The sequence below is a fragment of the Dactylosporangium sp. NPDC049742 genome (genome assembly GCF_040674675.1).
Taxonomy (GTDB): Bacteria; Actinomycetota; Actinomycetes; order Mycobacteriales; family Micromonosporaceae; genus Dactylosporangium; species Dactylosporangium maewongense.
Window position 1 is genome coordinate 22,995 of the sequence record NZ_JBFANF010000078.1, and the last position, 14,795, is coordinate 37,789.

At 72.4% G+C, this 14,795-nt stretch carries 17 protein-coding genes; 9 read left to right on the plus strand and 8 right to left on the minus strand.

Going from position 1 to position 14,795, the window contains the following annotated elements:
• Positions 1–22 precede the first annotated feature (22 nt).
• Complete coding sequence (locus AB0J72_RS51225) at positions 23–496, minus strand: anthrone oxygenase family protein (RefSeq protein ID WP_363413956.1); 474 nt, start codon at positions 494–496, stop codon at positions 23–25.
• 76 nt (positions 497–572) lie between these two features.
• Here AB0J72_RS51225 and AB0J72_RS51230 point away from each other — a divergent pair, with 76 nt between their 5' ends.
• Together AB0J72_RS51230 and AB0J72_RS51235 are read left to right on the plus strand one after the other, a co-directional pair.
• Positions 573–1,496 carry an AraC family transcriptional regulator gene (locus AB0J72_RS51230; RefSeq protein WP_363413959.1) on the plus strand — a complete coding sequence of 308 codons (924 nt, stop codon included), beginning with the start codon at positions 573–575 and terminating at the stop codon, positions 1,494–1,496.
• 1 nt (position 1,497) lies between these two features.
• A complete protein-coding gene (locus AB0J72_RS51235) occupies positions 1,498–1,872 on the plus strand; it encodes a YchJ family metal-binding protein (protein ID WP_363413962.1) in 375 nt (124 codons plus the stop codon).
• A gap of 36 nt (positions 1,873–1,908) precedes the next feature.
• On the opposite strand, the gene AB0J72_RS51240 is transcribed toward AB0J72_RS51235, so the two are convergent.
• Positions 1,909–2,466: a GNAT family N-acetyltransferase gene (locus AB0J72_RS51240; RefSeq protein WP_363413965.1), complete on the minus strand. Its 558-nt coding sequence runs from the start codon at positions 2,464–2,466 to the stop codon at positions 1,909–1,911.
• A 10-nt stretch (positions 2,467–2,476) separates the two neighbouring features.
• Positions 2,477–2,881 (minus strand): ATP-binding protein, encoded by a 405-nt coding sequence (locus tag AB0J72_RS51245; RefSeq protein ID WP_344513282.1) that lies wholly within the window; start codon positions 2,879–2,881, stop codon positions 2,477–2,479.
• Positions 2,882–3,000: 119 nt separating this feature from the next.
• Between AB0J72_RS51245 and arfB the strand changes: the two genes are divergently transcribed.
• The 3 genes from arfB (at position 3,001) to AB0J72_RS51260 (ending at position 4,803) form a co-directional block, all read left to right on the plus strand.
• A complete protein-coding gene (arfB, locus tag AB0J72_RS51250; RefSeq protein ID WP_363413968.1) occupies positions 3,001–3,426 on the plus strand; it encodes an alternative ribosome rescue aminoacyl-tRNA hydrolase ArfB in 426 nt (141 codons plus the stop codon).
• 185 nt (positions 3,427–3,611) lie between these two features.
• Positions 3,612–4,151, plus strand: a complete 540-nt coding sequence (locus tag AB0J72_RS51255; RefSeq protein ID WP_363413971.1) for a hypothetical protein — start codon at positions 3,612–3,614, stop codon at positions 4,149–4,151.
• 16 nt (positions 4,152–4,167) lie between these two features.
• Positions 4,168–4,803 (plus strand): epimerase, encoded by a 636-nt coding sequence (locus AB0J72_RS51260; protein ID WP_344513276.1) that lies wholly within the window; start codon positions 4,168–4,170, stop codon positions 4,801–4,803.
• Positions 4,804–4,808: 5 nt separating this feature from the next.
• Here AB0J72_RS51260 and AB0J72_RS51265 read toward each other — a convergent pair whose 3' ends face one another.
• A complete protein-coding gene (locus AB0J72_RS51265) occupies positions 4,809–5,546 on the minus strand; it encodes an RICIN domain-containing protein (RefSeq protein ID WP_363413974.1) in 738 nt (245 codons plus the stop codon).
• Positions 5,547–5,734: 188 nt separating this feature from the next.
• On the opposite strand from AB0J72_RS51265, the gene ald reads away from it, so the two are divergent.
• Positions 5,735–6,850, plus strand: coding sequence for an alanine dehydrogenase (gene ald / locus AB0J72_RS51270; protein WP_360571926.1), 1,116 nt, complete (start codon positions 5,735–5,737; stop codon positions 6,848–6,850).
• A gap of 165 nt (positions 6,851–7,015) precedes the next feature.
• Positions 7,016–7,963: a site-specific tyrosine recombinase XerD gene (locus tag AB0J72_RS51275; protein ID WP_363414044.1), complete on the plus strand. Its 948-nt coding sequence runs from the start codon at positions 7,016–7,018 to the stop codon at positions 7,961–7,963.
• Here AB0J72_RS51275 and AB0J72_RS51280 read toward each other — a convergent pair.
• Positions 7,933–9,144 (minus strand): NAD(P)/FAD-dependent oxidoreductase, encoded by a 1,212-nt coding sequence (locus AB0J72_RS51280; RefSeq protein ID WP_363413978.1) that lies wholly within the window; start codon positions 9,142–9,144, stop codon positions 7,933–7,935. The genes AB0J72_RS51275 and AB0J72_RS51280 overlap by 31 nt on opposite strands.
• 60 nt (positions 9,145–9,204) lie before the next feature.
• Here AB0J72_RS51280 and AB0J72_RS51285 point away from each other — a divergent pair, with 60 nt between their 5' ends.
• Both AB0J72_RS51285 and AB0J72_RS51290 read left to right on the plus strand, forming a co-directional pair.
• Positions 9,205–9,786 (plus strand): TetR family transcriptional regulator, encoded by a 582-nt coding sequence (locus tag AB0J72_RS51285; protein ID WP_363413981.1) that lies wholly within the window; start codon positions 9,205–9,207, stop codon positions 9,784–9,786.
• A gap of 225 nt (positions 9,787–10,011) precedes the next feature.
• The gene (locus AB0J72_RS51290; RefSeq protein ID WP_363413984.1) at positions 10,012–10,245 is read left to right on the plus strand and encodes a hypothetical protein; all 234 of its coding nucleotides are present in this window, start codon (positions 10,012–10,014) and stop codon (positions 10,243–10,245) included.
• Positions 10,246–11,573: 1,328 nt separating this feature from the next.
• Here AB0J72_RS51290 and AB0J72_RS51295 read toward each other — a convergent pair.
• From AB0J72_RS51295 to AB0J72_RS51305, 3 genes are all read right to left on the minus strand, one after another.
• Positions 11,574–12,773: a hypothetical protein gene (locus AB0J72_RS51295; RefSeq protein ID WP_363413987.1), complete on the minus strand. Its 1,200-nt coding sequence runs from the start codon at positions 12,771–12,773 to the stop codon at positions 11,574–11,576.
• The gene (locus AB0J72_RS51300) at positions 12,703–13,356 is read right to left on the minus strand and encodes a SigE family RNA polymerase sigma factor (RefSeq protein WP_363413990.1); all 654 of its coding nucleotides are present in this window, start codon (positions 13,354–13,356) and stop codon (positions 12,703–12,705) included. Before AB0J72_RS51300 ends, AB0J72_RS51295 begins: the two co-directional genes overlap by 71 nt.
• A 103-nt stretch (positions 13,357–13,459) precedes the next feature.
• Positions 13,460–14,764: a serine/threonine-protein kinase gene (locus tag AB0J72_RS51305; protein WP_363413993.1), complete on the minus strand. Its 1,305-nt coding sequence runs from the start codon at positions 14,762–14,764 to the stop codon at positions 13,460–13,462.
• Between the last annotated feature and the right edge of the window lie 31 nt (positions 14,765–14,795).

The following is a 14,795-nucleotide window of genomic DNA, read 5'->3' on the forward strand; positions in this document are numbered from 1 at the left end:
TCCGGATCATGGGAACGGGCGGTCAGTGCTTCAGGAGGGCGATCGCCAGGGTCAGCAGGGCGCCGGCGGAGGAGACCGTGCGGACCGTGTTCCAGCGGTTCCACGAGGCCTCGAAGGCGGCCCGGGCCGAGGTGGGGTCGGTCAGGCCCGCCGCGTCCAGCTGGTCGTTGAGCGGTACGTTGACCGCCGCCGTGACGATGAAGACCACGGCGTACAGCAGCGTGGCCGCGATCAGCCAGGGCAGCATCGCGCGGTGCGGGCCGCCGAGGTGGAGCAGCACGGCGGCGATCGCGGCGAGCAGGGCGCCGACGTAGGCGGTCAGGAACCAGCCGTTGAGGATCGCGGTGTTGATCTTCTGCATGACCTCGACGAACGTGCGGTCCTCGACGCGGCCCAGGGCGAGCATGACCGACGTGGAGTAGGCGAAGAAGACGCCCGCGGACAGGCCGACGAGCAGGGTGGCGGTGGCGAGGACGACGCTGCGCAACTGTTCCATGCGGATCAGTCAATCCGGTGTACCCGCAGACGCGCCATGGCCGAGCATCGCCGATGCATGTGTCATCGTCTACGGTGTGGACGCGTTGACGGCACTGCTCGACGGGCCGAGGGCCCGCGGGGCGTTTCTGCTGCGGTCGGTGCTGACGCCGCCGTGGTCGCTGCGGGTCCGTGACGAGGCGCCCCTCGCGCTGGTCGCGATGGTGCGCGGCGAGGCCACGTACATCCCCGACGACGGAGCGGCGCGGACGATCGGGCCGGGGGACGTGATGGTCATCCGCGGGCCGGGGCACTACACCGTCGCCGACCCGCCCGGCACCGACCCGCAGATCGTCATACACCCGGGGCAGCGGTGCACCACCCCCGACGGCCGGGACCTCGCCGACGTCATGCACCTGGGGGTGCGCACCTGGGGTACCGACGCCGACGGCCCGACGCTCGTCATCACCGGCGCCTACGAGCTGGCCGGCGAGGTCGGCCGGCGGCTGCTGGGCGCTCTGCCGGACGCCATCGTGGTGCGCGAGGACGGGCCGCTCGTCGAGCTGCTGGCGCAGGAGATCGCCAAGGACCGGGCCGGGCAGGAGGCGGTCCTGGACCGGCTGCTGGACCTGATGCTCATCTCGGCGCTGCGCGGCTGGCTGGACCGGGCCGGGGAGGGCGCGCCGGGGTGGTACCGGGCGCAGGCCGACCCGGTCGTCGGGCCGGCTCTCGCGCTGTTGCACCACAACCCGGCGCACCCGTGGACCGTCGCGGTCCTCGCGGAGAAGGTGGGCGTGTCGCGGGCGCTGCTCGCGCGGCGGTTCACGGAGGTCGTGGGGGAGCCGCCGATGGCGTACCTGACCGGGTGGCGCCTGGCGCTCGCCGCCGACCTGCTGCTGGAGCCCGGCGCGACCCTCGGCGCCGTGGCGAGGAGGGTGGGCTACGGGGGTGCTTTCGCGTTGAGCGCCGCGTTCAAGCGTGTCCGCGGCGTGAGCCCGCAGCAGCATCGTGGACAATCTTGACATGTCACTCTGTCCGTGTGGGCTCGGCGAGCCTTACGACGACTGCTGCGGCCGCTTCCACCGGGGCACCGATGCGCCGCCGAGCGCCGAGCTGCTCATGCGCGCCCGGTACAGCGCGTACGTCGTCGGCGACCGCGACTTCCTGCTGCGCACCTGGCACGAGAAGACCCGGCCGCGGCTGCTGACGGTCGAGGACGGGCAGCACTGGAAGGGCCTGTACATCCTGAACCGCACCGGCGGCGGGCTCTTCGACACCGAGGGCACGGTCGAGTTCAAGGCGCGGTACGAGGCCGACGGCAAGCCCGGAGTGATGCACGACACCAGTCGGTTCGTGAAGACCGCCGACGGGACGTGGCTCTACGTCGACGAGGTCTGACCCTCAGGTCCGGCGCCCGCCGACGAGGTCTGACGCTCAGGTCCGGCGGGCCCGCCACTCGCGGTCGAGCATGGCGTAGACGTACTGGTCGCCGAACTCGCCCTTGAACAGCTCGTCCTCGACGAAGTGTGCCTCGCGGCGCATCCCGAGCCGCGAGAGCAGCTGCCACGACGGCACGTTGCGGGTGTCGCACTTGCCGCAGATGCGGTGCAGGCCGAGCCCCTCGAAGCCGAGCCGCAGCATCGCCTCGGACGCCTCACGGGCATAGCCGCGGCCCTGGAAGTCGGGGTGCAGCACGAAGCCGAGCTCGCCCTGGCGGCTCAGCGCGCTCTCCCACTTGAGCACCACCTGGCCGATCACGCGCCCGTCGAGGTCCATCGCGAGGACCAGCCACTGGCCCTCCTCGGTGAGCGCGTCCTGGGCCATCCGGTTCTTCAGCGAGGCCCGGGTCATCTCCTCGTCGTGGACGTCCCAGTACAGGTACCGCACGACGTCCGGGTCGCCGGTGAGGGCGTGCAGGTCGGCGAAGTCACGCTCGGCGAACGGGCGCAGCGTCAGCCGCTCGGTCAGGATGGGGTAGGAGGGGCGGAGCACGATCAGGATGCTAACCCGCCAGGGCGCTGCGAAGCGTGACAATTGTTCCCGCCGGCGTCGACAGGACCGTGACCTCGTCGACGAGATGCCTGGCCAGCCACAGGCCGCGGCCGCTGATCGCGTTGCTCGGCGGGAGCGTCTGACCGTCCAGCCGCTCCGCGGGGATGCCGGAGCCCTTGTCGGTGACCTCGCACAGCAGGATGCCGTTGAGCGTCCACAGCCGCACCGCGCCGCGGCCGCCGGCGTGGCGCACGGCATTGGTGACGATCTCGTTGACGGCCAGGACGAAGTCCTCCAGGCGCTGCCCGAGCAGGCCGACGGCGGCGGCCGACCGGCTCACGGCGTGCCGCACCGGGGTGATCTGTTCAGCGTCGAACTCCTCGACCAGCAGCGCCGTCTCGACGGCATCAGCCACAGTGTCACCTTTCCGCTGCGTCCCCGCTGCGAGCCGAGAGTACCCCGAGCCGATCCTAAACAACCGTCGAAGTCACCCTGGAGTGCAAGATGCACTCCGAAACCCGCATCCTTGACAGCGTGGACGACGACTTGCGGGTCACCGACGACATTGCACTGCCGCGCGCCGAGCTGGCGTGGCGGTTCAGCCGCTCCGGCGGGCCCGGCGGGCAGTCGGTGAACACCACCGACTCCCGGGTCGAGCTCAGGTTCGACCTGGCGGGCACCCAGGCGCTGCCCGAGCCGCTGAAGGAGCGCGCCCTGCTGCGGCTCGCCGGCCGGCTCGTCGACGGGGTGCTGTCGATCGTCGCCTCGGAGCACCGCTCGCAGCTGCAGAACCGGCGCGCGGCCGAGGAGCGCCTGGTGGCGGTGATCGCGCAGGCCATCGCGCCGCCGCCCCGGCCGCGTAAACGGACAAAGCCCTCGAAGGGCGCGATCGAGCGGCGGCTGACCGACAAGCGCTTCACCTCGCTGCGGAAACAGGAGCGGCGCCGCCCTCAGGATTAGAAGATCAGGATGTGGTCCGGGTAAACGCGCTGTTGCTGTGTGTGCTGGCGCTGGCGGCGTGCTCGTCCGGCGACACCCCGGTGGCATCCGTCTCCGAGACGCCCGGACACCCGCCGCAGACCGGCGCGATACCCGGCATCTCCGACATGTCGGGTATGCCGACTCTTGCGTCTGGTGCGAGCCCGGTGACCTCGGCGGGCTGGGAGGTCACCGTGTACTACACGGCCGTCGCGGCCCTGCACGGCGGCGCGTCGCAGCGGGTCACCGGCTGCCCCACGATCGACTGCCGGAAGGGGCACGACCAGCGGGACCTGGGCACGTTCCCGGCGTCGTTCGTGAAGGCCGTCAAGGACGAGGGGACCGGCCGCACCGCCGACGGGCGGTACCTCAACTGGTCCTACGACACCGGGTACTGGATGGACACCGCCCCGCGGGACACCGCCGGCCGTCCGCTCGTCCCGTGGGTGTCGGCGGCCGCCGACGGTGACGTGCTGCGTGCCGGCGCCCGCTTCAGCGTGCTGCGCTGCGGCACCGCCGAGGTCACCGCCGACGTGTGCGCGAAGCTCAAGGCGCCGACGTGGACGATCGTCGACGAGTTCACGCCCGGCCTGGGCGGCTCGAAGCACGTCGACGTCTACATCGGCGAGGAGACCGGCCCGGACTTCACCGACTCCGACCTGTACACCACGCTGAAGGGCGCCACACTGTCGGTCCTGCGGGCATGAGGGGGATGATGTCGGCATGAAGGTCATCGTCTTCGGCGCGACCGGCATGGTCGGCAAGGGCGTGCTCCGCGAGTGCCTCCTCGCCGACGACGTCACCGAGGTCCTGGTCGTCGGCCGCACCCTGACCGGCCAGCGCCACCCGAAGCTGCGGGAGACGCTGCACACCGACTTCACCGACTTCACCGGCGTCCCCCTCGCCGGCTACGACGCCTGCTTCTTCTGCCTCGGCGTCTCCTCCGTCGGCATGTCCGAGGAGGTGTACCGGCGGATCACCGTCGACTACACGCTCGCCGCCGCCAGGGCGGTGTCACCGGGCTCCACGTTCGTCTACGTGTCCGGCGCCGGCACCGGCGGCGACCGCCGCGCGAAGTGGGCGCAGGTGAAGGGCACCGCCGAGCAGGCGCTGCTCGCCATGGACCTGCGGGCCTACATGTTCCGGCCCGGGTTCATCCGGCCGATGCACGGCGCGGTGTCCAAGGTCCGCCTGTTCCGCGTGATCTACACGGTCCTGACCCCGCTGAGCGCGGCCCTGGTCCGCTTCGCCCCGGGCATCGCCACCAGCACCCAGCAGATCGGCCGGGCGATGCTGCACGTCGCCCGGTCCGGCGCGCCCAAGCAGATCCTGGAGTCCCGCGACATCGCGGCGCTGTAGCGGCGTCAGGTCGGCAGCTGCCAGCGCTGGTTGGGGGAGTTGTCGCAGTCCCACTGGCGGACGGCGGCGCCCGGGGCGGGGCTGCCGGAGTCGACGCCGATGCAGCGGCCGCTGTTGAGGCTGACGAACCGGAAGCCGTCGCCGTCGCGCTGCAGGCGCCACTGCTGGTTGGGGCCGCCGTGGCAGTCCCACTGCAGGATCTGCGCGCCGTTGTCCTTGGAGCCGCCGTTGACGTCGAGGCAGCGGTTGTCCTTCGTGTTGACGAACGCGAACACGTCCCGCGTGCCGGCGACCGACTGCGGCATCCAGACCTGCGTCGGGTTGTTGTCGCAGGGCATCTGGGTGGCGACGCCGCCGTTGCCCTCCTGGGCCTGCATGCACAGGCTGGAGTGCGACGCGCGCAGCAGGGTCGGCTTCGCCGGGATCAGCGCCTGCGGCGGGGTCGGCGACGGGGCGGCGCTCGACGGCGGCGGGGGAGCCGCGGACGTCGGTGCGGCCTGCGACGGAGCCTGCTCGGCGGGCGCGCCCGAGGCCCGCTCGGCGGCGCTCGGCCCGCCGCCGCCACCACCGCCGCCCTGGAACGCGAGGACCAGCCCGACGATGACGGCCACGACCAGGAAGCCGAACGCGCCGAAGAGCAACGGGTCCGGCTTGACGCGCGGCGGCCCGCCAGAGCCACTGCGGCCCTCAGGGCCACCGGGCGCCGCGGGCGAGGTCGGGCGGGGCCCGCCGTAGACGGTCATGGCCGCACAGCATAGATCAGCCTCCTGGGTGCGTTTCGGCGGCGGCAGTACCGGAGAAGGCGACAATGTGTCAATCCGTTCGCGGAGGAGTTCACACTGTGCTGCCTTCGCGGACGGTCAGCGCGCCATAGACTGCCGCTGGTACACGCAGCGTCACCGTCGTCGCTGGTGGAGAGGGGTCACGAGACGTGAAGGTCGCAGTCCCACGCGAGGTCAAGAACCACGAGTACCGGGTGGCGATCACCCCGGCAGGAGTCCACGAGCTCGCCGCGAACGGGCACGAGGTCTTCATCGAGGCCGGTGCCGGCGACGGCTCCTCGATCACCGACCAGGAGTTCCGCGAGGCCGGCGCGCAGATCCTGCCGACCGCGGACGACACCTGGGCCGCCGGCGACCTCGTCCTGAAGGTCAAGGAGCCGATCGCCGAGGAGTACCACCGCATGCGCGAGGGGCAGGTCCTCTTCACCTACCTGCACCTGGCCGCCTCCAAGGCGTGCACCGACGCGCTGGTCGACCGCAAGGTCACCGGCATCGCGTACGAGACCGTCGAGCTCACCGACCGTTCGCTGCCGCTGCTCGCCCCCATGTCGGAGGTCGCCGGGCGGCTGGCGCCGCAGGTCGGGGCGTACCACCTGATGCGCGCCGGCGGCGGGCGCGGCGTCCTGCTCGGCGGGGTGTCCGGCGTGTACGCGGCGAAGGTCGTCGTCATCGGCGCGGGCGTCTCCGGCCTCAACGCGGCCGCGATCGCGCTCGGCATGCAGGCCGAGGTCCTGCTGCTGGACAAGAACATCTCCCGCCTGCGCGGCGCCGACGCGATCTACCAGGGGCACCTGCAGACCGTCGCGTCCAACAGCTACGAGATCGAGCGGGCCGTCCTCGACGCGGACCTCGTCATCGGCGCGGTCCTCGTGCCGGGCGCGAAGGCCCCGAAGCTCATCACCAACGACCTCGTGAAGCGGATGAAGCCCGGCAGCGTCCTCGTCGACATCTCGATCGACCAGGGTGGCTGCTTCGAGGACTCCCGCCCGACCACGCACGCCGAGCCGACGTACCGGGTCCACGACTCGATCTTCTACTGCGTCGCGAACATGCCGGGCGCGGTGCCGCACACCAGCACGTACGCGCTGACGAACGTGACCCTGCCGTACGCGCTGGAGCTGGCGAACCGGGGCTGGCGGGACGCGCTGCGCCGCGACCCGGCCCTGGCGCTCGGGCTGAACACGCACGACGGCCACGTGACCTACGGACCGGTCGCCGACGCGCACGGGATGGACCACCTCGCGCTGGCGGAAGTGCTGGCCTAGACGGTGACGCTCGAGCCGGCGGACGCCGCCGCGACCCGTTCTCCGGTCGCGGCGGCCGCCGGCGTGCCCGCGTTCACCGACGCGTCCGCTGCTCCCGTCGGTGGGCTCGCGTCCACCGACGCGTCGGCTGCTCCCGTCGGCGGGCCCGCGCCCGCTGACGCGTCCGTGCTGCGCAAGGCCGTCGACGTGTACCTGGACCACCTCACGGTCGAGCGGGCGCTCGCGGAGAACACCCTGGCGTCGTACCGGCGCGACCTCGACCGGTACGTGGACTGGCTCGCCGCGTGCGGGATCGGCGACCTCGCCGACGTCGGGGCGCGGGACATCGCCGGGCACGTCGCGGCGCTGCGGACCGGCGACCTCCAGGACGGCGGCGAGCACCCGCCGCTGTCGGCGTCGTCGGCGGCGCGGGCCGCGAGCGCGGTGCGGGGGCTGCACCGGTTCCTGCTGCTGGAGGGGCTCGCACCGACCGACCCGTCGCGGGACGTGAAGCCGCCGTCGCTGCCGAAGCGGCTGCCGAAGGCCCTGGACGTCGACCAGGTGTCGCGGCTGCTCGCCACCGCCGCCGACGCCGGGCCGCTCGGACTGCGCGACCAGGCGCTGCTGGAGTTCCTGTACGGCACCGGCGCCCGCATCTCCGAGGCCGTCGGCATCGCCGTCGACGACCTCGACCTGACCGGCAAGCACGGCCTCGTGACGCTGCGCGGCAAGGGCGGCAAGACCCGGCTCGTGCCGATGGGCAGCTACGCGCGGACCGCCATGGACGTGTACCTGGTCCGCGCCCGCCCGTCGCTCGTCGCCAACGGCACCGGCACCGGCACGCCCAACGTCTTCCTCAACGCCCGCGGCGGCGCCCTGTCGCGGCAGAGCGCGTGGACGATCCTGCGCAAGGCCGCCGTCCGGGCCGGGCTGCCGGTCGACGGGCCGCACGGGGTGTCGCCGCACACGCTGCGCCACTCGTTCGCCACGCACCTGCTCGACGGCGGCGCCGACATCCGCGTGGTGCAGGAGCTGCTCGGGCACGCCTCGGTGACCACGACGCAGGTGTACACGCTGGTCACCGTCGACAAGCTCCGCGAGGTCTACGCGACCGCCCACCCCCGGGCGCGCTGAACCAGCAGCCGCGGGACGCTCCTGCGGAACGTCCTCACCGGCACGGTGCCCGCGAACACCCCGAGGAACTGCTCCGTGCTCGCCTCCCGCCGCGCGATGGCCTTGAGCAGCACCGCGTTGAGACCCTTCGCGGGCCGGAGCGCGGCCAGCCCCGTGGTCAGGCCGAAGATCGGCAGCCGCGCCGCGTCGCGCCGGCGCTGGTAGTCCGTCCGGCCCTCGGCGATCGTCTCGGCGAGCAGCTCCGCGTCGGCGAGGGCGTTGCCGATGCCCTGCGCGGTCACCGGGTCCATGACGAGCCCCGCGTCGCCGGCGAGGAACCAGCCGGGGCCCTGCGCCGCTCGCACCACGTTGGGCAGGTCGACGGTGGTCCGCAGGCGCTCGACCCGCCGGCCGGCCCGGACCCGCTCGCCCAGGTCGCCGCAGCGGTCCAGGGTCGCCAGGAGGTGCCCCTCGACGTCGGTGCGCCAGGTGCCGAACTCGTCGATCGGCGCGGCGGCGTACACCATGGTGAGGCCGTCGTTGGTCGGGAACGCGGCCACCGCCCGGCCGGGGCGGTGGTAGAGCTCGCCGTGCCGCTGCTCGCCGCCCTCCCGCTGCTCGCCGCCCTTCTGCTGCTCGCCGCCCGCCCAGTGCTCTACGCCTTCCCAGTAGGCGTAGCTGGCGACCGTCCTGGGGGCCACGTCGCGCTGTACCGGCGCGGCTACCTCCTTCGCGACGAGCGAGTGCTTGCCGTCGGCGCCGACGACGACCGGCGCGCGGAGCTCGGTGCCGTCGCGTCCCCTGATGCCCGCGACGCCGCTGTCGTCCCTGATCAGGCCGGCGACGTGGAACCCCTCCCGCACCTCGGCCCCCGCCTCCCTGGCCGCGTCGACCAGGATCGCGTCGAGGACGGTGCGCCGCGGGCTGTACAGGACGCCCTCCGGGAACCTGCCCTGCAGGACGGTGCCGCCGAGGTCGAACCGCACGCGTTCGGTCGCCGGTGTACCGGCGGCGAGCAGCCGGTCGAGCAGCCCCCAGCGCCGCAGCCGTTCGGTCCCGGACGGCTGGATCTGGTGCGTCGACAGCGTGTCGCTGGGGAACCTGGCCCGGTCGACCGCGAGCACCCTGAGCCCCCGCCGGGCCAGCAGCATGGCGGTCGCCGCTCCGGCCGGCCTCGCGCCGACCACGATGACGTCGTACACCAGCCAATGCCAACACGTGTTGACTTTCCTGTCAACGCTTGTTGGCCTACGGTTGTGGGCATGCAGCCCGAGCGCAGATCCGACGCCACCCGCGCGGCGATCCTCCGCGCGGCCAGGGAACGGTTCGCCGCCGACGGCTACCAGCGGGCCACCATCCGGGCGATCGCCGCCGACGCCGCCATCGACCCCTCGATGGTCATGCGCTACTACGGCAACAAGGCCCAGCTCTTCGCCGCCGCCGTCGACGTGCACCTGCGGCTGCCCGACGTGGCCGGCATCCCGCGCGACCGGCTCGGCGAGACGCTCGTCGCGCATTTCATCAGGCGCTGGGAGGGCGACCCGTCCGACGACGCGCTGCTGACCCTGCTGCGCTCCGCCGCCACCGACGAGGCGGCCGCCTCGCGGCTGCGGGACATCTTCGCCTCGCAGGTCGCTCCGGTGGCGCTCGCCGTCTGTCCCGACCCCGCCGAGGCCACGGTCCGGGCCGGCCTGGTCGCCACCCAGATGCTCGGCCTCGCCTTCTGCCGGCAGATCCTGCGCCTGCCGCCCGTCGTCGCCGCCGCCCCCTCGTCGCTCGTGGTCCAGGTGGGCGCGACCGTGCAGCGGTACCTCACCGGGGACCTGGGAGCCGTGTTACCGTAGGCGCATGCGTTTCTGAGCCCACTGACGCCGCGCGTGCCGCCGCGATCCTTTGTGAAGGGTCTGCCTTGGCGGCCCCCGTTGTGGGTTCTCGCACGACCCCCCGCTGTGCCGGTGGGGTTTCGCTCGGCTCCCGCTTCGCCCGCTGCGCGGCTGACGCCTGTCCACGTCCCCGTTCACCTTCCCGCGGAAGGTACTTCCGCGTCAGTCATCCGCGAAGGAGACGCCATGCCTGCCGGTACCGCAGACAACCAGCCCGACAACGCCACCACCACCGCTGCCACCACCGCCGACGCCGCCGAGTCCGAGGAAGCGCCCCCGCGCAACCCGCTCGAAGCGATCCGCCGCGCCCAGGCCAACCGCTCCCTCCCACCCGGCGTCCAGCAGCACGGCGGCGGCAAGGGCGCTGGCGGCAAGGGCGCCAAGTCGAAGTCCCCCCGCATGTACAACCGCCACAAGTAACCCACTCCCTTTGGCGTCGGGCCCGGGCAGGCAGCGCACGTTTCCCTGCCTGCCCGGGCCCGACGCGCTCCCTGCCCGCATTGGACATTGGTCAATGCCCAACTTTGCGGCTTTCGTCCCATAGACCCTGCGCGATCCACCCCCAAGTTGATCTCTGAACCGTGGGTGGATCGCGCACCGTCTATCTACCTGGGTCGGCTGCTGCTGGGCCGGCGCCGCGTTGATCGAAGGACGGCTGCGGTCGTGATCGCGGCCAGACCCGTCCTTCGATCAAGTCGTGGCCGCGAAGTGTTGCGCCCCGCATAGGCCAAGTATTCCGCCGTGCCGGGCCAGCGCGGTGCGTCTGGCTCCGTCTGGGGCGGCGGCGTGTTCGCGCTCTGTCCGCAGCGGCGCGGTCCGGTGCGTTCCCGGCCCACCGTAGACGTTGGTCGATGCCCGGCTATGCGGCCGGGTCTGTCCTTCGATCACGTCGTGGGCGTGTTGCGGGTCGCGTGGGTCAGGTCGTCTGCCATGTCAGGCGGGCGCGGGGCTGGTTCTGTCCGGGGCGGCGCGCTCCGTCCCGCTGTAGACGTTGGTCAATGCCCTAGTTCGCGGCTTTTGCGCATTGGGCGGCGCGCGATCTACCCCAAAATGATCTTCTGAGACAGGGGGTCGCGCACCGGCTATCGGGTGGGCCGGCGGCGCGATGATCGAAGGATGGCTGTGGTTGTGATCGCGGCCAGGCCTGTCCTTCGATCAAGTCAAGAGCGCGATGTATTGCGGGGCGCAGGGGGCAAGTGTTCCGCCGTGCCGGGTGGGTGCGGTGCGGTGTGTTCCCGCCTGCCGTAGACGTTGGTCAATGCCAGTGTTTGCGGCTTTTGTGCATGATGGCTGTGGTCGTGATGGTGGCCGGGGCTGTCCTTCGATCACGTCATGGGCGCGAAGTGTTGCGGGGGCGTGGGTCTAGTGGTCCGCCGTGCCGGGCCGGCTCCGCGGGGGCTGCGCCCGAGCGGAGGTTGAAGCTCGTGGGCGTCGCGGGGTGAGGTGTCGGTCGTTGCGGGCCGGCGGTCGATGGGCGTCTGCCGAGAAGGGGCGCGACATGCTGAAAAGCGACGTCCGTGCCGGCTCGGGGCCAGGGCTCGTGCGATGGAGGGCCTGGGGCGCTGGATGAGACGTTGGTCAATGCCCGGTATGCGACTTGGTGAGAAGCCTGAAGATGCGCCCCGGACGCAAGGAGCCGTGTGGATCGCGTGGTGGTGATCTGGGTTAGTGGTGTCGGGGGCGGGCGGGTGTGGGTTGTGATCCGGTGGAGCAATGAGCGTCCACCGGATCGTGCGGGGGCGGCGGGGTCAGGGGGTGTACGCCGCGGTGGCGGCGGGCCAGGAAGTCCGGTCGAACGGGTCCTCGGCGGTCATCGTCTTCAGGATCTGCGACAGCTCGCTGGTGCTCATCGGGCGGTCGCCCTGGGTCTCCGCCTGCAGGAAGAACTGGCCGTCCTCGATGAGGGTGGCGCAGCGGTTGGTGGCGGGCGGGCAGGTGGTCTTGTTGATCGCCTCGCCGGTCACCTGGTCGGCGATGCCGAGGGTGAGGATGAGCGACGGGTACCCGTCGAGGTCGGTGGGGCCGGTGAGCGGGGGCGTCATGGGTTTCAGGCCCAGGCGGACCACCGACAGGCTGGTGTTGTCGTAGGAGGACGTGCGGGTGCTGGCGGCGATGAGGCGGTACCCCTTCGGCAGGTCGCGGACCTGGATGCCGACGGGGAAGGGGGTCGGGACGGCGGCGGGCAGGGCCTCGGCGAGGGCGACCAGCTCGTCGCGGGTGGGCATGGTCTCGGCCCGGGACCAGTAGACGGCCGCCCAGGCGCCCGGCATGTACTGCCAGGCCATGGTCGGGATGACCGGGTCGGCGCAGCAGCCGTACTTGTCGGCGACGGTCGGTGAGACCGACCCGGCGGAGTGCTGCAGCAGGGCCTGCCGGCCGTCGACGCTGAGCTTGGTGCCGCCGTTGAACTCGCGGGGCTCGAAGGCGCCGGTGTCGAAGACGACCAGGCGGCCCTCGCGGGGCACGATGCTGCCCGGCGACGTGGTGCGGGCCGGTTTGCCGTTGAGGGTCGGGGAGGGCGAGACGGTCGGCGCGGCGGACGGGGCGGCGTTGAAGTCGATCGTGGACAGCTGGTAGTGGGCGGTGACCAGGTAGGGGTCGCTGACGGCATACCGCCCGGAGGTGTAGCCGCTGTAGTTGGTCTGGAACGGGCCGGCGGACGTGAAGCCGGCCGGGCGGGCGGAGGACGGGGTGGCGTCGACGACCAGACCGGGCGTGCCGTTGGGGTCCGCGGTGGGCGCGGTGACCGGCGGGTTGAAGAGCGCGATCGCGGCGGTGGCGCCGGTGATCACCGCGGCCAGGCCGCCGGCGACGGAGGCGAGGAGGGCACGGCGGCGGCGACGCCGGGCGAGCCGGCGGCCGGCGGTGGTGATGTCGTCAATGCTGAGTCGCGGTGGCGGCGCGTCGTCCCTGGCCGCCGCCAGCAGACTGTGCAGGTCGTGCTCCATGCCCTTCCCTCCTGTTCTCCATCTCGTGAGTGGGTGTCGCCTGCGGTGGGGGAGCGGACGCTCGCGGGCCGGGGGGCCGGACACCGGGGTCGTCACGAGGCTCCGCGTCGAGCAGGGCGCGGAGGGCGGTGAGCCCGCGGGCGGTCTGGCTCTTGACGGTCCCCGGCTGGCGGCCGAGCACCTCGGCGGTCTCCTCAACGCTCAGCCCCTCGTAGTACCGCAGGACCAGCACGGCGCGCTGGCCGGGGGCCATCCGGGCGAGTGCGGCGCGGATCCGGATCCGCTCGTCGACCTGCTCGGCGTGGTCGGGGCCGGGCAGCTCGGGCAGGCTGTAGCCCACCGAGCGCTCCCTGCGCCGCCACGGCCGGCGGCTCTCGTCCACCAGGGCGTGCACGACCGCCCTGCGCACATAGGCGAGGGGCGTGTCGACGCGGTGCCAGTGCACGTAGAGCTTCGCCAGGGACGAGGCGACGGCGTCCTCCGCCGTGTGCCAGTCCCCGCACGTCAGGTAGGCGAGCGAGCGCAGACCGTCGAACCGTGCGGCGACGAACTCCCGGAACTGCGCTTCGTCGTCTTCGTTCACCCGTTCGGGCTCCCTTCGTCGCGGGGTAGACGAAGCCCCGCCACGAAGGGTTGCACGAAGGTACGACAGAAAATCCCGGCCGCCGCCAGATCTGGCCGACCGGCTACGCGGGCGGGACCGAGCCGTCGACAGGAGGTGTCGGGCCGCCGGTCGTCGGCTGGGGCTGCGTCGTCGTGGCAGGCGGCGGCGGGGGCTCGCTCGTCGCCGGCGGGGGAGCGGCGCTGCTGGTGGCGGGGGTCGGCGAGGCGGACGCCGGTGCGCTGGTGGGTGGCGCCGCCGAGGTACGGGTGGCGCCGCCCCCACCGGGTGCCGGACCCGACGTGGCGACCGTGGGGGACTGCGACATGCCGGGCACGCCGTTGGGGGTGTCGCCATTCTTGTCGCCCCGGCTGAGCGCGATCGCGGCGAGGACCACGCCGCTGGCCATGACGAGCAGCGCCAGGCCGATGGCGACCGGGATCCAGGCGGGCCGGTCCGGCTTCGCGCCGGACGATCCCGGGCGGCCGTTCGCGACCACCCGCGGTGACGCCACCGTCGCGGACCGCCGGGTGGCCGCCGCCGGCACGAGCGCCAGGTCTTGATCTTGAAGGGTGGACACCTGCGCGTCGCGGGCGGCGGCGGCGAAGGCGGCCGCGGTCGGGAAGCGGTCCTCGGGGTCCTTCGCCATGGCACGCTCGACCACCGCCCGGACGCCGGCCGGCACGGTGTCCGGCAGCGGCGCCGGATCGTCCTGCAGGTGCTTGATCGCGATCTCGAGCGGCGAGTTGCCGGTGAACGGCGGCGCGCCCGTCAGGCAGTGGTACGCGACCGCGCCGAGCGCGTAGATGTCCGTCGCGGGGGAGATCGGCTTCCCGGATGCCTGTTCGGGCGACATGTACAGCGCCGTGCCGATCACCGCGTTCACCTTGGTGACGGACGTCACGTCTGCCGAGCGGGCCACGCCGAAATCGACGAGGGTCACCGCCCCGTTGTCACCGACCAGGAGATTGTTGGGCTTCACATCGCGGTGGATGATGCCGTTGCTGTGCGCGGCGTGCAGCGCGTCGGCCGCCTGCGCCACGATCGCCATGGTCTCGTCGGCCGGGATCGCACCCTCGCGGGTGATCCGCTCGCCGAGGGGGCGGCCCTCGACGAACGCCATGACGAGGAACATCGTGCCCTCGGGCGTCTCGCCGTAGTCATAGACGCCGACCACGCCCTTGTGCCCGACGGAGGCCATGATCCGCGCCTCGGCCCGGAACCGGACGCCGAACTCGGCGTCCCTGGTCAGGCCCGGCAGCAGCACCTTCACGGCGACTGTCCGGTTCAGCGTCTTGTCGGTCGCGCGGAACACCTGCCCCATGCCGCCGCTGGCGACGAACTCATCGAGGCGGTATCTGTCGCCGAGCACGTCTCCTGGTCCCAACACGTCGATGACCGTACCCAACGAAGCCCGTCGC